Origin of the sequence: Nesterenkonia sp. F, assembly GCF_000220985.1 — a bacterium.
Classification (GTDB): domain Bacteria; phylum Actinomycetota; class Actinomycetes; order Actinomycetales; family Micrococcaceae; genus Nesterenkonia.
In genome coordinates this window covers 45,773-64,249 of record NZ_AFRW01000122.1, presented here as the reverse complement: position 1 = coordinate 64,249, position 18,477 = coordinate 45,773, and the positions used below count along the sequence as shown (strand labels likewise).

The following is an 18,477-nucleotide window of genomic DNA, read 5'->3' as shown; positions in this document are numbered from 1 at the left end:
CTCGCGCGCACCGCTCACGCACCGCTCGTCCACATCCCGTCGAGCGGCGAATCTGCCGCCCCTGAGTCGCCGGATCGGCCCATCAGCAGCAGATCCCCCGCTCGCCGGCCAGAAGCGCAGAAGATCAGCAGCTCTGGGGCTCAGGGGCTCAGGGGCTCAGGGGCTCAGGCCTCCAGCGCGTGCATCACATGCTTGACCCGGGTGTACTCCTCCAGCGAGTACACCGAGAGGTCCTTGCCGTGGCCCGATGCCTTGAATCCGCCGTGGGGCATCTCCGCGACCAGCAGCAGATGCGTGTTCACCCACACCGCACCGAAGTCCAGCGCGCGCGAGACGCGCATCGCCCGGGAGTGATCGGCCGTCCACACGCTGGAGGCCAGCGCATAGTCGACCCCGTTGGCCAGCCGCAGGGCCTCCTGCTCGTCGGAGAAGGACTGCACGGTCAGCACCGGCCCGAAAGTCTCCTCCTGGACCAGCGCATCCTGCTGCGACACCCCGGTGATGACGGTCGGCTCGTAGAAGAATCCCGTCGAACCCTCCACCGGCCGACCACCAGTACGCACTGTGGCATGCTCCGGAACAGCGGCGACCCGATCCCGCACTGCCGCGAAGTGCCGGGCGTTGTTGAGCGGGCCGAAGTCGTTCTGCGACTCGTCGGCGCGACCGGTGACCGTCGCCTCGGCGGCGGCGACCAGATGCTCGACCAGCTCGTCGTGGACCGACTCCTCGACCAGCACACGCGTCACCGCCGTGCAGTCCTGCCCGGCATTGAAGGTGCCGAACTCCACCAGCTGCTTCGCGGTGTCGGCCAGATCCGCATCGGCGAAGACCACTGCCGGCGCCTTGCCGCCCAGTTCCAGATGCGAACGCTTCAGCTCCTCGCCGGCGGCGGTCCCGACGGCCCGCCCCGCCCGCACCGAGCCGGTCAGAGCGACCATCGCCGCCGCGGGATGCCGACTCATCAGCTCACCGGTGGACCCGTCGCCGAGGACGACGTTCACCACCCCGGCCGGGAAGATCTCGGCGATCAGCTCGGCCAGCACGAGTGTCGACTCCGGCGTCGTCTCCGAGGGCTTGAGCACCACGGTGTTGCCCGCCGCCAGCGCCGGCCCCAGCTTCCACACCGCCATCATCAGCGGGAAGTTCCACGGTGCGACCTGAGCGACGACGCCCAGCGGCTCCCGGCGCACATAGGAGGTGAACCCCTCCATGTACTCGCCGGCACCGCGCCCCTCGAGAAGACGGGCGGCCCCGGCGAAGAAGCGGAACTGGTCCGCCCCCGCGGCGACCTCCTCCTCCGCGATGATCGCTTTCGGCTGGCCGGTGTTGCGATGCTGCGCCTCGACGAGCCGGTCGGCCTGCGCCTCGACCACGTCCGCCAGCTGCAGCAGACACCGCTGCCGATACCCCGGAGTCGACTGCGACCAGCCCGCGAAGGCCCGCTCCGCGGCGGCGAACGCCGCATCGACCTCGGAGGATCCGGAGACCGGCGAGACTGCGACCTGCTCCCCGGTGCTCGGGTGCACCACCGGCATCTCGCCGGAACCACCGACCTCGACGAACTCTCCGTCGACGAAGTTCTTCAACCGCTCACCCATGAGGGCCTCCTGATCGCCTCTCGACTAAATGATTATTGTTCATTTTAGGGTCCACCTCACGTGATCCGCAACACGTCGCCATCTCGGATGTCGCCTCGAGCTGGGCCTCGCGGCTGCATCGCGCCCTCCGGACGGCGGAATAGCCGAGAGGGCTCTCCGGTTGTCGCCGATGTGAAGACTCTCGGCTTCCTCTCCTTCGGCCATTGGACCCCCTCGCCGCACTCGGGCACGCGGTCGGCGAAGGAGGCGCTGCAGCAGTCGGTGGAGCTCGCCGTCGCCGCCGAAGAGCTCGGCGTCGACCAGGCCGCCTTCCGCGTCCACCACTTCGCCCGCCAGCTCGCCTCTCCATTCCCGCTGCTGGCCGCGGCCGGCGCGCGCACCGAACGCATCGAACTGGGCACCGGCGTGATCGACATGCGCTATGAGAACCCCGCCTACTTCGCCGAGGACGCCGGTGCGGCGGACCTGATCAGCGACGGGCGACTGCAGCTGGGCCTCTCCCGCGGGGCGCCCGAGCAGGTCGTCGACGGCTGGCGGCACTTCGGCTTCCGCCCGACCGAGGGAGAGACCGACGCCGACATGGCCCGCCGGCACACGCTCGAGACGCTGCGCCTGCTCAAGGGCGAGGGATTCGCCGAGCCGAACCCGCGGCCGATGTTCCCCAATCCGCCGGGACTGCTGCGCCTCGAGCCGCACTCCCCCGGGCTGCGCGAGCGCATCTGGTGGGGCGCCGGCTCCGACGCCACCGCCCGCTGGGCCGCCGCCCGGGGGATGAACCTGATGAGCTCGACGCTCAAGGACGACGAGACCGGCCAACCCTTCCACGTCCAGCAGGCCGAGCAGATTCGCGCCTTCCGCGAGGAATGGGACGCCCATGAGCATGGCTTCAGCCCGCGGGTGTCGGTCTCGCGATCGATCATCGCGCTGACCGACCAGCGCGACCGGGCCTACTTCCTGGGCCAGCGGGACTCGCAGGACCAGGTGGGGATGCTCGACGAGACCACCCGGGCGATCTTCGGCCGCTCCTACATCGGCGAGCCGGACCAGCTCATCGAGGAGCTCGCCCGCGACGAGGCCATCGCCGAGGCCGACACGCTACTGATCACCGTGCCGAACCAGCTCGGCGTCGAATACAACGCCCACCTGCTGGAGTCGATCATCACACACGTCGCCCCGGGGCTCGGCTGGCGGTGAACGTCGAACCTCCGCCCCTCGGAGAGCATGCTCGGGACGATGAGGGCCCGCCCACCAGCGCGGTGGACGGGCCCTCGTCATGCCCGACGCCTCCTCTGCGGAGGTCAGCCGGAACGTCTCAGGATGAGGAGCTCTGGGTCAGGTACTGCTTCACAGGAGCCTTGACCGCGGCCATGATCCACAGAACCGCCACCACGGCACCGGCCAGCGCGAACAGCGAGGAGATGATGTTGATGGCCGACGGCGTCGTCAACCCGCCGACGCCGGAGATCAGCATCCCGATCGTGCCGAGCACCGCGAAGATCAGGCCGACGATACGCGCCCAGTTCTTCCGTTTGGCCAGGCCGAAGTACACCAGCAGGTAGACGCCGACGCCCACGATCAGCCCGATACCCACGCCGAAGAGGCTGACGCCGACGGCGATGTCCGCCATCTGCTGGAGCTCCTCCGCAGAGTACCCCATGCCCATGGACTCGTAGGTGTCCACCGTCTGCTCACGCATGCTGCCGCTGAGCGACGGGATCAGACTCAGCAGCATGCTGACCACGAAGATCGCGAGACTGAGCAGCGTGAGCTGCTTGAGTCGGCCGAACTGCTTCGGCTCGGCCATCGGTCCGCCGACGGCGGACGGGTCGTAGGGGTCGGTGCCGAATCGCGGGCCCTGCTGCGGCCCGTCCTCAGGCGGCTGTGTCATGGTTCCTCCTCCAGATTGTGCTGTCTCGAATCTACCCGCCGGCCCGGGCTGACCACCAGGTTCGACGTCGGCGCGTCCGACGGGACCGAGACTCGGGTGAGACGTCGAGGCGCGACGGCGCCCGGACCGCCTCGGCCCGGGCGCCGTCGCGCCGTGTTCACCGGCGACGCCGCGTGGTCACTCGTAGCGCAGGGCGTCGATCGGGTTCTTCTGCGCCGCCCGTGCCGCCGGCAGCGTGCCGGCGAGGAAGGCGATGACCAGGATCAGCGCGATGATGGCGATCAGCGCGCCCGGATCCAGGGCGAAGAGCGTCAGCCCCGCGACGTTGCTGAGCGGACCGCTGACCAGCGCGGCGTTGGCCGCCAACCCGACGCCCGCGCCGAGGCCGACGCCGATCACCGAGCCCATCACCCCGATCATCACCGCCTCCATGGAGAACAGGCCGAAGACCCGTCCGCGGCTCATCCCGAGCGCCTTCATCAGACCGATCTCGCGGGTGCGCTCCTGCACCGACATCAGCAGCGTGTTGACGATGCCGAAGCTGGCCGCCAGCAGCGCGATGAGCGCGAAGCCGCTGAGCACCCAGGTGACGGTGTTGATGATCCCGCGGACCACGCCGAGCATGTCGTCCAGGGTCATCCCCATCAGCCCCTCGTCGGCGAGCTCGGACTTCAGCTCGTCCTCCTGGGCTGCGAGGTCCTCGACCTGGATCACCGCCTGGGCGTAGCTCTCCTCCTGCTCGACCTCGAGACCGGAGCTCTGCAGCTCGTGGAGCTCCTCGTGCAGCGTCTGCGAGGGCATCGGCGAACTGCCGACGCCGGCGAGGTCCTCCTCGGAGACGCCGACGACGGTGGCCTCCACAGACTGGACCTCCTGAGCCATGTCGCGCACGCCGATCTCGACGGTCTCGCCGATCGCCGCCTGCGGGTCGGCGTCCTCGGCGTCCTCGGCATCCTCGTCGAAGGCGGTCAGCCAGGTCTGCGGCACGGTGATCTCGTCGGCCTCAGGGTCCGGCGTCTCACCGGCGGCGAGCTCCATCGCCGGGGCGTCGGCCGGCACGCCGAGTCCGTCCAGCGTGTACTGAGTGCCGTCGGAGATCTCGAGGTACTCCGGAGAGACGAAGACGACCGGGTCGACCGCGGTGACGCCGTCGAGCTCGGAGATGGTCTCGATGTCCCCCTCGCTGAGCATCGACTGCCCGAAGCTGCCGGAGGCTCCGCCGCTCTGGTCGGCTTCGTACTCCTGGGGCCCGGTCTGGCCCCCGCCCATCGCCTGCTGGTCGGCGCCGGGCATCACATACATCTCGTCGGAGTCGCCGAAGCCGGCGACCATGTCGTCGACGTAGCGGTTGATGCCGGCGCCGATGCCGGAGGTCAGGGTCAGCGTGAAGGCACCGATGACGATGGCGATCACCGTCAGGAAGGTGCGCATCTTGGACCGCATGGTGTTGGACAATGCGGTCCCGGCGACGTCGACGGCCCTCATGCCGTTCCCTCCTCGTCTGCGTCACGGCCGCGGCGTCGGGTCTGCGACGTCTCGCCGGCCGGCTGGTCGTCCTCGGCGGCGCCGCCGGTCTCGGCGGCGTCCGCGGCGTCCGTGGCATCCGTGGTCTCGGACCCCTCCGGCTCGTCGGAGTCCTCGGCGGAGGTCTCCTCGGCGCGGGACCGGCCCCGCACGCGGTCGCGGAAGGTGTCCCGAGCACGGTCCCGGGCCCGGGAGGCCCGACGGCGGCCCCGGCGCAGCGGCGAGCCGTCCTCATCGTGCTCCTCGTCCGCCGCCTCGTCGCGGGCCGCGACGTCCTCGGCGGCCTGCGCGGCCGCGGAGCGGCTCCGCCCGCGCGGCTCGTCGGGGTCGACGCCGAGCTGGTCCGGGTCGTAGGTGGTGTCGACGTGCCGGTCGGCGAGCACGCCATGCTCCTCGGCGACGATCTCGCCGTCCTGCATCTTCAGCCGCCGCTCGCAGCGAGCGGCCAGATCCTCGTCGTGGGTGACGACGACCAGCGTGATGCCGTGGTCGCGGTGGAGGTTGAACAGGATGTCCTCGACGATCTCGCTGGTGGTCGAGTCGAGGTTGCCGGTGGGCTCGTCGGCGAAGATCACCGACGGGCGGTTCACCAGGGCGCGAGCGATGCAGACGCGCTGCTTCTGCCCGCCGGAGAGGTCCTTGGCCTTGTTCTTGGCCTTGTCGGCGATCTCCAGCTGCTCGAGCACCTCCATGCCGCGCCGGTTCCGCTCTCCGCGCGACATCCCGGTGATCTTCAGCGGCAGCGTGACGTTCTCCAGCACCGACTGGTTGGCATTGAGGAAGAACTGTTGGAAGACGAAGCCGAACGAGGCGTTGCGCAGCTGTGAGACGCGCCGCGGCTTCAACTCCGATACCGGCTCCCCGCCGAGGGCGACGACGCCGGCGGTCGGACGGTCGAGCAGGGCGAGCAGGTGCATGAGGGTCGACTTGCCCGAGCCTGACTTCCCGACCACCGCGACGGACTCGCCGTCGTGGATCTCGAATGTCAAGCCCTTCAAGGCGTCGAAGCGTGCTGCTCCGCGCCCGTAGACCTTCACCAGGTTCTCCGTCTCGAGAACTGGAACGGACATGGTGGGGCGTCCTTTCGTGAACGTGCCGAGGGCTCCGCGAGCGCGGAGCACGATCCACCCCTCATCCTGCCGGATGAGGCGCTCGAATCCATCGCCCCTGAGGATGATCTCTCCCACCGCCGCCGGCGGCGGGAACGGGCCTGAACAGGCGACTCGCGGCCGGGAATCCTGTGCCATGACCCTGGTCACAGCGTCGTCGCCGCCGTAGACTGCCGGGCATGCCTCATCCTCTCCGCACCGCCGGTGCGTCCGCAGCCGGTCCGCGCCCCGCGGCCGCCGCCGGGACAGCCGGCGGATCCGGCGGCGCCGAGGACGCGGCGATCGTCGCGACGGCGTTGACCAAACAGTACGGCGACTTCACCGCCGTCGACGGGATCGACTTCAGCGTCGCCCGCGGCGAGTCCTTCGGACTGCTGGGCCCGAACGGCGCCGGCAAGTCGACGGCGATGCGGATGATCGCCGCCGTCGCCGCCCGCACCTCCGGCACGATGCGGGTCGCCGGCCTGGACCCCGAACGGCAGGGTCCGGCGGTGCGCGCCCGGCTCGGCGTGATCCCGCAGCAGGACAACCTGGACGAGGAGCTCAGCGTCCGGGAGAACATCATCATGTATGGCCGCTATTTCGGCCTGCCCCGGCGCTGGCTGCGCGCCAAGACTGTCGAGCTGCTCGAGTTCGCCCAGCTCACCGCCAAGGCCGGCGCCCGGGTGGAGGATCTCTCCGGCGGGATGAAGCGGCGGCTGACCATCGCCCGCGCCCTGGTCAACGACCCGGAGATCCTGCTGCTCGACGAGCCGACCACCGGCCTCGACCCGCAGGCCCGGCACATCCTGTGGGACCGGCTCTTCCGGCTGAAGGAGCGGGGCACCACGCTGGTGCTGACCACCCACCACATGGACGAGGCCGAGCAGCTCTGCGATCGACTCATCGTCGTCGACCACGGCCTCATCATGGCCGAGGGCAGCCCCTCTGAGCTCATCCGCGCCCATGCCACCCGCGAGGTGCTGGAGCTGCGCTTCGGGATGGACCGCAACGCCGAGCTCGCCGAGCAGCTGGACACGCTGCTCGCCCCGCGCGCCGAACAGCTGGGCTACAGCCGCGTCGAGGTCCTGCCCGATCGCCTGCTGGTCTACGCCGACGCCGCAGAGTCCGCGCTGGAGGCCGTCCACACCGCCGGGCTGCGCCCGATGACCTCGCTGGTGCGCCGCTCCTCGCTCGAGGACGTCTTCCTGCGGCTGACCGGGAGGAGCCTCGTTGACTGACACCGTCCGCGAGGACTCCGACCGGATCTCCGGTGCGGCCGCGCCCGGCTCCCCGGCCGCTGACAAGGATCGGCTGGCCCGTCGCACCCGCCGCACCGGCGCCCTGCATCAGGCTGAGCGCACGCTGCGCAGCATGCGCGCCTACGCCGGGGTCATCGTGACCAGCTCCGTCGCCGAACCGGTGATGTACATCCTGGCCATGGGCCTGGGGCTGGGTCTGCTGGTGGGCGACGCCTCCGCCGTCGCGGATCTCGGCGCGGAGTCGTATCTGATGTACATCGGACCCGGGGTGCTCGCGGCCACGGTGGCGATGACCGCCGGCATCGAGTTCGCCTTCCCCGTGCTGGAGGGCTTCACCTGGCGCCGACTCTACTATGGCGCCCAGGCCACACCGCTGACGCCGGGACAGATCGCCGGCGGCCACATCCTCGCGGTCTCGGTGCGCTTCCTCTTCCATTCCGCAGTCTTCACCGGGGTGCTGGTGCTCGTCGGCGCGACGACGTCGCCGCTGGTCTGGCTGCAGGTCCTCACCGCCACGCTCGGCGGGCTGGCGCTGGGCGTGCCGATCATGGCCTACATCTCCACGCTGCGCGAGGAGAAGGGCCACGGCGCGCTGATCCAGCGGTTCGTGATCATGCCGCTGTTCCTGTTCTCGGGGACGTTCTATCCGCTGGAGAACCTGCCGGGTCCGCTGCAGGCGATCGGCTGGATCTCACCGATCTGGCACGCCAACGAGCTCGGCCGGGTGCTGAGCTTCGGCCAGCCCACCTCGCCGGCGATGATCGCGACGCATCTGGGCTTCCTGGCGGCGGTCACGCTGCTGGCCTGGTGGGCGACGGTGCACGTGTTCACCCGCCGGCTGGGACTCGCCGAGTGGCGCGGCCGCACCCCCGGCGCCCGGGCCGACGCCCGCCGCGAGGCCCGAGTCGCCGAACTGCGCGACGACGACGGGCCGGTGGGTCCGGCGCCGGTCGCCCAGTTCCGCACGGGAGCGGGAGCCGGCTGGTACTCGGGCAACATCCGGGCCGTCTTCGCCCGCGGGCTCTCGGCGATCCGGAACAACCGCGGAGTGCTGTTCGTCTCCGGCTTCCTCGAGCCGATCCTCTTCCTGACCTCGTTCGGGCTGGGCATCGGCCCGATGATCTCGGGCATCGAGGCCGAGCAGGCCGGCGTCGGGCAGGACGGCACCATCAGCTACGCGGCCTTCATCGCCCCGGCGCTGCTGGCCGTCTCGGCGATGAACGGAGCGATCTTCGACTCCACCTGGAACGTGTTCTTCAAGCTGAAGATCACCAAGCTCTTCCGCACGATGATGGCCACCTCGCTCGGACCGGTCGACGTCGCCCTCGGCGAGATCGGCCTGGCGCTCTTCCGCGGGGCCATCTACTCGGTCGGATTCCTGGCGGTGCTCGTCGGCGCCGGGCTGATCGACGGCGCCTCGGCGGTGCTGATGTGGGTCACCGCGCTGTTCATCGCGCTGGGCTTCGCATCTGTCGGCATGGCGGTGACCTCGTTCTTCACCCGGTTCCAGCAGATGGACTGGATGATGATGGTGCTGATGCCGATGTTCCTCTTCTCCGCCACCCTCTTCCCCATCGACGTCTACCCCGTCGGCGTGCAGGCGCTGGTGCAGGCGATGCCGCTCTGGCACGGCGTCGAGCTGATGCGCGACATCGCCTTCCGCACCGGCGATGCGATGACCCTGGTGCACATCGGGTACTACCTGGTGATGGTCGTCGTCGGGCTGAGCGTGGCGACGTGGCGGATGCGCCGGCTCTTCCTGCGGTGAGCGGCGACGCGGTCGCCGGGGAGCTTCTCCGCCCTGGGCAGATCCCCCCCCCCCAGTGCATCGAGTGGCGACTCCCAGCACGATCCACCCTGCGACACGCCGTGTCGCGAGATCAGATGCCGCTGGGAGCCGCCAGTCGATGACGGTGAGCGCTCAGCGCCCGGTCCACCCGCGGGAGAGCAGCGCCTGGACGATCTTGCGGATCGCCGGGCGCCACGCGTCGACGCTGTGATCCTTGGTGATGCGGACCTCCAGCCAGCCCAGCGCCGCGGCGATCTCGGCCCGGCGGACGTCGCGGAGCACCTGGTCGGACCTCGAGTGGACCGCAGTCCCTTCATACTGGACGGCGACGCGGAAGGCGTCGAAGGCCAGGTCCGGCTGGAACGACCACCCCGGCTCGTCACCGATCCGCGGGTTGACCCGCGGCTCGGGAAGTCCGGCTCGGTGCACGGCGTATCGCAGCGCCGTCTCCCGCGGCGAGTCGGCCCCGACCCGGGCCAGCTCGGCGACATGCCGGATCCGTCGGATGCCGCGGGATCCCCGGCGCCGGGCCACGACCTCATGCAGCTCCTCGGGACCTGCGAGTGGCTCGCCGACCTCGCCGAACTCCCGTCGCGGCGGCCGCAGGATCTGATCGGCCAGCACCAGGGCGGCCAGCGGCGGCAGCGTCTGCGCCAGATCCACCCAGGTCCGCGCCGGACTCGTGCAGCGGATCCCCGCACGCTCGACGATCTGGTCCTCGGGAACCTCCGACCGGTGCGGGACGACCTCGGGACGCTGGACGCGGAAGCCGGCCGTCGGCGTCGTCAGGTGGACCGGGAGTCCGAGCTCGTGCTCAGGGAGCCCGAGCAGCGCGGCCGCCGTCCCATGGCTGGCCGCGCACCGCTCGTCGGTGAGGACCTCGAGCAGAGCCGCGGCCCCGTCGACGTCGCCGGCGGCGTAGATGCCGCGGCCGAGGGGCGCGAGCGTGCCGTATCCGACGGCATGCCGGATATCCCCGGCGTCGAGGGCGTCGTCATGCAGGTCTCGGGCGGTATGTCCGCCGGGCGGCACAGTGGACGGCAGTCGGCGGCGTCGGTCATGCAGCGGGAACTCCATGGCTCCAGCAGACCCGACGACGCGCCCTGCGCGAGGGCGACGAGCAGGCCCTGGGGACGGCACGGCGCGTCGTCGTGCGCATCCCCCGGGATGTGCAGGAGCCGAACGGGCGCCCCGCGCGCCCCTCTCCGCATAGATCGGGTGGCGGCTCCCAGCACGGTCCTCCCTCCGACACGCCGTGTCGCGATGTCAGATGCCGCTGAGAGCCGCCACTCGATGACGGAGAGCGCTCAGCGCCTCAGCCGGCCTGCCGTTCGGCGGACTCGACCACGTTGGCCAGAAGCTCCGCGCGGGTCATCGGGCCCACTCCTCCGGGATTCGGCGAGTACCAGGAGGCCACATCCTCGATGCCGGGGGCGACGTCGCCGTAGATCTTCGCCTTGCCGGTCTCCGGGTCCTCCTCCCGGGTCACCCCGACGTCGAGCACGATCACCCCGGGCTTGAGCACCTGCGGATCGACCATGTGTTTCACCCCGGCCGCGGCGACGACGACGTCGGCCTGGGCCAGATGCGTCTCCACGTCGCGGGTTCCGGTGTGGCACAGCGTGACCGTGGCGTTGACCTCGCGACGGGTGAGCAGCAGGCCGATCGGCCGGCCGATGGTCACCCCGCGGCCGAGGACGACCACGTGCTTGCCGTCGAGGTCGAGGCCGTGGCGCTCGAGCAGGTCCAGGCACCCCTTGGGCGTGCACGGCGGCGGAGACTGCAGCTCGCCGCGCACCGAGGCCACCAGGCGCCCGAGGTTCGTCGGGTGCAGCCCGTCCGCGTCCTTGTCCGGGTCGATCGCCTCCAGCACGCGCTGGGTGTCGATGTGGCCCGGCAGCGGCAGCTGGACGATGTAGCCGGTGCAGGCGTCGTCGGCGTTGAGCGTGGCGATCTCGGCGAGCAGCTCCTCCTCGGAGATGTCGCCGTCGAGCTCGCGCTGGATGGAGTGGATGCCCACTTCGGCGCAGTCGCGATGCTTGCCGGCCACGTACGTCTGCGACGCCGGGTCGGCCCCGACAAGAACTGTGCCGAGTCCAGGGACGACGCCGCGCTCCTTGAGCGCGGCGACCCGCTCGGTCAGTTCGTCCTTCAGCGCCTTCGCCGTGGCGCGGCCGTCCAGCACCTGCGCGGTCTGTGTGATCTGCTCGGCCATCACCACTCCTCCAGACCCTCGTACAGCGGGAAGTCGGCGGCCAGCTGCTCCACGCGGGTGCGCAGCGCCGACAGCTCGGCGGCCGGAACACCCTCCTCGGCGTGCTCGGCGCCGGTCTTGAGCACGTCGGCGATGATCTCGGCGACCTCGCGGAACTCGGCGTCGCCGAAGCCGCGGGAGGCCAGCGCCGGAGTGCCGATGCGCAGCCCGGAGGTGACCATCGGCGGACGCGGGTCGTTCGGGACCGCATTGCGATTGACGGTGATGCCGACCGAGTGGAGCAGGTCTTCGGCCTGTTTGCCGTCCAGCGAGGACTCGCGCAGGTCGACCAGGACCAGGTGCACGTCGGTGCCGCCGGTGAGCACCGAGACCCCGTGGGCGGTGACGTCGTCGGCGACCAGCCGCTCGGCCAGCATCTTCGCGCCGTCGACGGTGCGCTGCTGGCGCTGCTTGAAGTCCTCGGAGCCGGCGATCTTGAAGGCGATGGCCTTCGCGGCGATCGCGTGCATCAGCGGTCCGCCCTGCTGACCCGGGAAGACGGCGGAGTTGAGCTTCTTGGCATGCTCCTCCTTCGCCAGGATCAGGCCCGAGCGCGGCCCGGCCAGCGTCTTGTGCACCGTGGAGGTCACCACGTCGGCGTAGGGCACCGGGTTCGGGTGCAGGCCGGCGGCGACGAGTCCGGCGAAGTGGGCCATGTCCACCCAGAGGATCGCTCCGACCTCGTCGGCGATCTCGCGGAAGGCGGCGAAGTCGAGCTGCCGCGGGTAGGCAGACCAGCCGGCGACGATCATGTCGGGACGCTCGGCCAGCGCCTGCTCGCGGACCGTGTCCATGTCGATCATGCCGGTGGAGGCATCGACCTCATAGGCGGCGACCTCGTGGAACTTGCCCGAATAGTTCAGCTTCATGCCGTGGGTCAGGTGGCCGCCGTGGGCCAGCGAGAGGCCCATCAGCTTGTCGCCGGGCTTGAGGAAGGCGGTCATCACCGCGACGTTGGCCTGGGCGCCGGCGTGCGGCTGGACGTTGGCGTACTCGGCACCGAAGAGCTCCTTGACCCGGTCGATGGCCAGGTTCTCGGCGACGTCGACGAACTCGCAGCCGCCGTAGTACCGGCGTCCCGGGTATCCCTCGGCGTACTTGTTGGTCAGCACCGATCCCTGAGCCTCGAGGACCGCCCGCGGCACGAAGTTCTCGGAGGCGATCATCTCCAGGGTCCCGCGCTGGCGTCCGAGCTCGGCGTCGATCGCCTGGGCGATCTCCGGGTCGACGTCGGACAGGGGCGCGGTGTTGACGTTGAGGGTGGGCTCGGCTGCAGTCATCGACGCGGTCTCCTCGCTGGGATGTTCGGGGGCGACGGCGGCACGACGCCGCGGACGTCCGCGCGCCTCGCCGAGGCCGCGCCGGGCCCGCTCCCGGATCCACGCCGGTGGGCATGCTGCCCATGCATGGTGCCGCAGTCCGCAGACAGTCTAACGCCGATGCCGCCCGCCTACCGCTGGAGCTCGCCGAGCCTCACATGCTGGACGCTTCGTCGCGGCCGGAGATGTCGTGCCCCGTCACCACGACGCGACCGCGGCCCGGCGAGCGCCGCCCTGCAGGCAGAGTACACCGGGACGCCGTCGTCATGCCGTGCGGCTCCGTCATCCGCCGCGCCAGGTCGCCGAAGCGCGGGAGCACCGAAGCACCGTACAGGTCCGGCTCAGCCCAGGGCCGGGCCCCGACGGAGCGAGCCGCCCGAGTGGGCATCACCGATCAGCTGACGCTGCCGGCGGTCGGCTGTGCCGCGCTTGGGCCTGCCCTTCAGGACCTGGACGACCGACGGGCGCGGCAGGGCGAACCGGCCGTCGCCGTCGGAGTCCACGTAGTCCGGGAAGTAGGACTGCGGAGCCTGCCAGCTGCCGTCCTCGCCCGGGTGCTGGACGGCGACGAAGGCGGTGCGCTGGGTGTCGCGGATGACCGGGCCGCAGGTCTCCGCGCCGGCCGGCACCGAGAGGAACTGTTCGACCAGCCCGCGGTCCCGACCCTCCAGCTGGACCTTGAACAGACCGTCGCAGTACCCCATGCCGGGCATGCCGTCGGTGGAGATCCACAGGTTCCCCACCGAATCGAAGGCGACGTTGTCCGGGCAGGAGATCGGCGAGACCTGGTCGGCCGGGAAGCCGGAGAAGTAGGTCGCATCGCCCTGCGCGGGATCGCCGCAGACCAGCAGCAGCGTCCAGCCGAAGCGCGTCGAGGTCTGATCGCCCTGCTCGGTGATCTCGACGACGTGCCCGTCGCGGTTCTTCGCCCGCGGGTTCGGCTCGTCGACGCCCGGGTATCCCGCCGCGGCGCGGTTGGAGTTGTTCGTGCAGGCCATGTAGACCGTGCCGGTGACCGGGTTCGGCTCCACATCCTCGGGGCGGTCCATCTTCGTCGCCCCGACCGCGTCGGCGGCCAGCCGGGTGTGGACCAGGACCTCCTCGACGCTGAAGCCGGAGACCTGGGACTCGCCGTCGACGATCAGCGGCAGCCAGGTGCCGCCGCCGTCGAAGGCGCCGTCGGAGGGCACCTCGCCGGAGCCGTCGATCTCGCCGGCCGGCGAGCCGCCGGTGAACCGCGCCACGTAGAGGTCACCCTCGGAGAGCAGAGTCTTGTTGTGCTCGCGGTCGTCCTCGACGTAGGCGTCGCGGGAGACGAACTTGTAGAGGTACTCGAAGCGGGCGTCGTCGCCGGAGTAGGCCACCGCACGGCCGTCGTCGGCGATGATGACCGTCGCGCCCTCGTGGTTGAAGCGGCCCAGACTGGTGTGTTTGACCGGGGTGGACTCCGGGTCCCACGGGTCGACCTCGACGATCCAGCCGAATTTGTTCTTCTCGTGCTCGTGCCCGGGGTTGCGGGTGTCGAAGCGCGGCTCGTCGATCTCCCAGCCGCGGGCGGTCGGCTCGGCGGTGATGCCGTAGCGGCGGTCGGCCTCCGAGGTCCCGTCGGAGACGAAGTAGCCGTGGAAGTTCTCCTCGCCGGAGAGCATGGTGCCCCAGGGGGTCAGTCCGCCGGCGCAGTTGTTGATCGTGCCACGCACCGTGGTGCCCTCGGGGTCGTCGTCGGTGGCCAGCAGCTGCGAGCCGCGCAGCGGGCCGTCGAAGGTGTACTCGGTGTCCATGGTGAAGCGCCGGTTGCGCGCACCCTCGACGTCGACGCTCCAGGCGTCGTTGCGGTTCTTCCGGGTGACCTCCACGGCAGTCATGCCGTGGGCGGCCATGCCCACGGCCCGGCGGGTGGCCTCGTCGGTCGAGTCCGGGAACATGATGTTCTCGTTGGTGTACTCGTGGTTGGCGAAGAGCAGCGCGCGCCGGCCGTTGCTGCCCGGCACCTCCTGGATCTCCAGGTAGTCGTTGTTGTACCCGAACTGCTTCGCCTGGGAGTCGGCGCTCTGGTTCTCCGGGTCGAAGGACGGCGAGTCCGGGAAGAGCCCGTCGCCCCAGCGGACGATCGGCTCCCAGGTGTAGCCCTCCGGCACGATGAGGCCGTCGACGGCGTGGTGCACCGGCTCGATCGGCGTGAACGTGAGCTTCGAGGCTCCCCAGGACTTCGCGGCGGCGGGCTGGGCACCGGCGACGTCGGAGGCCGCACCGACGGCGAGGGCCAGCGCGCCGGCGGCCCCGGCGCCGAGCATCTGCCGGCGGGACAGCGCCGAGGAGGCGACGTCGCGGAAGTAGTCGTTGTCCGAGGTGTTGCAGGCGGGGCGGGAGCAGATGTTGTCGCACTTCAGCGCACAGGTGACGGCGCTGCGCTTGCCACGGACGTGGTCGAGCATCGGAAGCATCTCGCGAACTGGCACTCAGGGGTCCTTTCAGGGGTGTCATGGGCTGGTCCGGAACGCCCGCCGGGCCGGAGCACCGCCGGCGCAGAGCGCCGTCGTGCGGCTGACCTGGCCTTCCGGAGTGATGCCGCAGATCACCGTGACAGTCCGACCATGCCCCGACGCCACCGGAGCATGAACGGCGGGAGAACTCCTCACGACAGTTCCAAAACATCACGGCAACGTTCGCTAAACCCCCGTCACGCGAGACGACCCTGTCCGAGCGGTGCCGCACTCCGCACAGCCGCCCCCTCGCTCCGAGGACTGCACCGAGCTTTATTGTGAATGACTCAGATCTGCGGCACACTGGATGCCATGAGCTCGACGACCGAGACGGACTGGCGCAGTCTGCTGCGTGACCGCGGACTGCGCGTCACCCGGCAGCGCCTGGCCGTGCTCGACGCCGTCGCGAGCCTGCCGCACCACCCGGCGGAGGCCATCCACTCGGCAGTCACCGAGCGCCTTCCCGAGATCAGCGTGCAGTCGGTCTACACCGTGCTGCACGACCTCACCGCCGCCGAGCTGCTGCGCCGTGTCGACCCGCCGGGATCCCCGGCCTGCTACGAGACCCGCGCCGACGACAACCACCACCACGCCATCTGCACCGTCTGCGGGCGGATCGAGGATGTCGAGTGCCTCCATGGCGAGGCTCCGTGCCTCACGCCGCCGGACGGCCTGGGCATGACCATCGAGGTGGCCGACGTCGTCTTCCGCGGGATCTGCGACGACTGCGCCTCCGCGGCGGGTCCGAGCGACGCCGGGGGCGGCGGCACGACGCGACGCAGGGGCACGGCGCACCCGGGCGAGACGGAGGCCGGCGCGCCGGTCTCCGGGGCCTCCCGCTGACCCCGTCCACCCGAGGATCCACCCGAGTAGAGAAGAAAGGGACGTGTGATGAGCACCGACTCCACCTCGCACGGCACCGGGTCGACGACCCAGGCCGGCATCCCCGCGGTCAGCGACCGCAACTCGCTGAGCGTCGGCCCCGACGGTCCGCTGCTGCTACACGACCACCACCTGGTCGAGACCCTGGCGCACTTCAACCGGATGAACGTCCCGGAGCGCCGCCCGCACGCCAAGGGCGCCGGCGCCTTCGGCACCTTCGAGGTGACCGAGGACGTCTCGCAGTACACCAAGGCCGACCTCTTCCAGCCCGGCAGGAAGACCGAGACGCTGCTGCGCTTCTCCACCGTCGCCGGCGAGCTGGGCTCCCCCGACACCTGGCGGGACGTGCGCGGCTTCGCGCTGAAGTTCTACACCGAGGAGGGGAACTTCGACCTGGTCGGCAACAACACGCCGATCTTCTTCGTCCGCGACCCCATGAAGTTCCCGCACTTCATCCGCTCGCAGAAGCGTCTGCCGGACTCGGGCCTGCGTGACAACCACATGCAGTGGGACTTCTGGACGCAGAACCCGGAGTCGGCCCACCAGGTCACCTACGTCATGGGCGACCGCGGCCTGCCGGCCTCCTGGCGCCTGATGAACGGCTACGGCTCGCACACCTACCAGTGGACCAACGCCGACGGCGAGCGCTTCTGGGTGAAGTACCACTTCATCAACGACGAGGGCGTCGAGGGCCTGTCCAACGAGGAGGCCGAGCGTCTGGCCGGCGCCGACGCGGACTTCCACCGCCGCGATCTCTTCGAGAACATCGAGAAGGGCAACCACCCGTCCTGGACCCTCTACGTGCAGGTCATGCCGTACGAGGACGCCAAGACCTACCGGATCAACCCCTTCGACCTGACCAAGATCTGGCCGCAGAAGGACTACCCGCGCATCAAGGTCGGCACGCTGACCCTGAACCGGAACCCGCAGAACTTCTTCGCCGAGATCGAGCAGGCCGCCTTCTCGCCGGCGAACATGGTCCCGGGCACGGGCAACTCCCCGGACAAGATGCTGCTGGGCCGCAACTTCGCCTACGCGGACGCCCACCGGTACCGCATCGGCACCAACTTCCAGCAGCTGCCGGTCAACCGGCCGAAGAACGAGGTCCACACCTACAACTTCGAGGGCAACATGTGGTTCGACCACTCCGGCACCAAGCCGGTCTACGCCCCGAACACGGTGGAGGGCTCGACCTGGTCCGACGAGCAGGGCCCGGTCGACAACGGCTGGGAGACCGACGGCGAGCTGGTCCGCCAGGCCTACACGCTGCGCGCCGACGACGACGACTTCAGCCAGCCGGGCATCCTGGTGCGTGAGGTCTTCGACGACGCCCAGCGCGACCGCCTGGTCGAGACCGTCTCCGGCGCGCTGTCCGACGGCGTGAAGGAGCCGGTGCTCTCCAACGCCTTCCAGTACTGGAAGAACGTCGACGCGGAGATCGGCCAGCGCATCGAGGACGCCGTGAAGAACGGCTGAGCCTCCCCGCGCAGCGGCTCCGCCGCGCACCACGACGGCCCCTCGCCCGCCCGGTTCCGCCGGGTCGGACGAGGGGCCGTCGTCGTGGGGAGCTCGTACAGGGAGCCCGTGGGAGGGGAACTCCAGAGGTTCGCGGCGGCGTCAGCCGTCGAGCTCCTCGTCGTCCAGGACCTCGACGGCGTCGTCGGCGTCGTCGGCGTCGTCGGTCACAGTCGACTCGGCCGACTGCCGGGGCGGCTCGTCCCAGGCCGTCGTGCCGAAGACGGCCATCGACGCCACGCCCAGGGCGCCGGCGGCGGACACGATCCGGCTCGCATCGATGCCGGTCATACGTCTGCACCTCCATCGTCATGCCTCCGCGGAGGCCCCGCGGACGATCCCGCGGACGATCCTGGATACCGTCCGGTCGGACGACCCACCGCCATGTTGGCCATGGACCGGGTCCCGGGGGAAGCCCGCGACCGGGTGTGCGGCGGAACTCTGTGCAAGCTCCCACGACATGTCGAGGGGCTCTCCACCTGGTCGACGTCGTCTGACCGGATCCTGACCGCCGGCGACGCGGCTCAGCCTTCGAGGAGCTCTCCGAGCGCCGCAGGCAGGTCATCGAGGAAGACCTCCGTGGTGCGCTCCTCGACGGCGTATAGGTCGGTCCGCTCGACCCATCTCCCCGCGGTCTCCTCGCCGACGCCTGCGGGGAGCTCCGCGTCCGGCATGATGCAGGAGAGATCGCGCAGCGGCCCCTCGGCCGGCTCGTCGTAGGAGCCGTCGACCAGCCTGACGTCGCTGTTCACCGTGCCGTCGCTCGACCGGCGGGAGGACGATCCCGCCCCGAGCGCGCAGCCTTCCCCGGCGCCGCAGCGGGCCAGCGGCAGCACGGCGAGGAGCAGGCCGACGACGCAGGCGCACGGACGCGA

Annotated in this window: 15 protein-coding genes; 5 read left to right on the top strand and 10 right to left on the bottom strand. The window is 70.4% G+C overall.

All coding sequences use genetic code 11. The features are described 5' to 3' along the window. Positions 1-164 precede the first annotated feature (164 nt). The gene (locus tag GU5_RS0111565) at positions 165-1,598 is read right to left on the bottom strand and encodes an aminobutyraldehyde dehydrogenase (protein ID WP_010525730.1); all 1,434 of its coding nucleotides are present in this window, start codon (positions 1,596-1,598) and stop codon (positions 165-167) included. A gap of 171 nt (positions 1,599-1,769) precedes the next feature. Between GU5_RS0111565 and GU5_RS0111560 the strand changes: the two genes are divergently transcribed. Further along, the gene (locus tag GU5_RS0111560; protein WP_010525729.1) at positions 1,770-2,792 is read left to right on the top strand and encodes an LLM class flavin-dependent oxidoreductase; all 1,023 of its coding nucleotides are present in this window, start codon (positions 1,770-1,772) and stop codon (positions 2,790-2,792) included. Between the two features lie 118 nt (positions 2,793-2,910). Here the strand turns inward: GU5_RS0111560 and GU5_RS0111555 are convergent, their stop codons facing one another. The 3 genes from GU5_RS0111555 to GU5_RS17385 all read right to left on the bottom strand — a co-directional run bounded on the left by GU5_RS0111555 (position 2,911) and on the right by GU5_RS17385 (position 6,080). Continuing rightward, entirely contained in the window at positions 2,911-3,486 is a 576-nt protein-coding gene (locus tag GU5_RS0111555; protein WP_010525728.1) for a hypothetical protein, read from the bottom strand. A gap of 177 nt (positions 3,487-3,663) precedes the next feature. Beyond that, positions 3,664-4,971, bottom strand: coding sequence for an ABC transporter permease (locus GU5_RS0111550; protein ID WP_010525727.1), 1,308 nt, complete (start codon positions 4,969-4,971; stop codon positions 3,664-3,666). After that, positions 4,968-6,080: an ABC transporter ATP-binding protein gene (locus tag GU5_RS17385; protein WP_010525726.1), complete on the bottom strand. Its 1,113-nt coding sequence runs from the start codon at positions 6,078-6,080 to the stop codon at positions 4,968-4,970. The genes GU5_RS0111550 and GU5_RS17385 overlap by 4 nt, the downstream gene beginning before the upstream one ends. Positions 6,081-6,298: 218 nt before the next feature. Here GU5_RS17385 and GU5_RS0111540 point away from each other — a divergent pair, with 218 nt between their 5' ends. Both GU5_RS0111540 and GU5_RS16860 read left to right on the top strand, forming a co-directional pair. Further along, complete coding sequence (locus GU5_RS0111540; protein ID WP_010525725.1) at positions 6,299-7,339, top strand: ABC transporter ATP-binding protein; 1,041 nt, start codon at positions 6,299-6,301, stop codon at positions 7,337-7,339. Beyond that, positions 7,332-9,128 (top strand): ABC transporter permease, encoded by a 1,797-nt coding sequence (locus GU5_RS16860; protein WP_010525724.1) that lies wholly within the window; start codon positions 7,332-7,334, stop codon positions 9,126-9,128. Before GU5_RS0111540 ends, GU5_RS16860 begins: the two co-directional genes overlap by 8 nt. A 153-nt stretch (positions 9,129-9,281) precedes the next feature. Here the strand turns inward: GU5_RS16860 and GU5_RS15480 are convergent, their stop codons facing one another. The 4 genes from GU5_RS15480 to GU5_RS15475 form a co-directional block, all read right to left on the bottom strand. Beyond that, positions 9,282-10,226, bottom strand: coding sequence for a hypothetical protein (locus GU5_RS15480; RefSeq protein WP_010525723.1), 945 nt, complete (start codon positions 10,224-10,226; stop codon positions 9,282-9,284). Positions 10,227-10,464: 238 nt separating this feature from the next. Further along, positions 10,465-11,364 (bottom strand): bifunctional methylenetetrahydrofolate dehydrogenase/methenyltetrahydrofolate cyclohydrolase, encoded by a 900-nt coding sequence (locus tag GU5_RS0111525; protein ID WP_010525722.1) that lies wholly within the window; start codon positions 11,362-11,364, stop codon positions 10,465-10,467. Further along, positions 11,364-12,683 (bottom strand): serine hydroxymethyltransferase, encoded by a 1,320-nt coding sequence (glyA, locus tag GU5_RS0111520; protein WP_010525721.1) that lies wholly within the window; start codon positions 12,681-12,683, stop codon positions 11,364-11,366. Before glyA ends, GU5_RS0111525 begins: the two co-directional genes overlap by 1 nt. A gap of 380 nt (positions 12,684-13,063) precedes the next feature. Continuing rightward, positions 13,064-15,166 (bottom strand): PhoX family phosphatase, encoded by a 2,103-nt coding sequence (locus GU5_RS15475; protein WP_010525719.1) that lies wholly within the window; start codon positions 15,164-15,166, stop codon positions 13,064-13,066. Between the two features lie 351 nt (positions 15,167-15,517). On the opposite strand from GU5_RS15475, the gene GU5_RS15470 reads away from it, so the two are divergent. Together GU5_RS15470 and GU5_RS0111500 are read left to right on the top strand one after the other, a co-directional pair. After that, a complete protein-coding gene (locus GU5_RS15470) occupies positions 15,518-16,048 on the top strand; it encodes a Fur family transcriptional regulator (protein WP_139084433.1) in 531 nt (176 codons plus the stop codon). Positions 16,049-16,096: 48 nt separating this feature from the next. Further along, entirely contained in the window at positions 16,097-17,563 is a 1,467-nt protein-coding gene (locus GU5_RS0111500) for a catalase (RefSeq protein WP_010525717.1), read from the top strand. 141 nt (positions 17,564-17,704) lie between these two features. Here the strand turns inward: GU5_RS0111500 and GU5_RS0111495 are convergent, their stop codons facing one another. Further along, a complete protein-coding gene (locus GU5_RS0111495) occupies positions 17,705-17,893 on the bottom strand; it encodes a hypothetical protein (protein WP_010525716.1) in 189 nt (62 codons plus the stop codon). Positions 17,894-18,126: 233 nt separating this feature from the next. Continuing rightward, positions 18,127-18,438 (bottom strand): hypothetical protein, encoded by a 312-nt coding sequence (locus GU5_RS0111490; RefSeq protein WP_029514244.1) that lies wholly within the window; start codon positions 18,436-18,438, stop codon positions 18,127-18,129. Between the last annotated feature and the right edge of the window lie 39 nt (positions 18,439-18,477).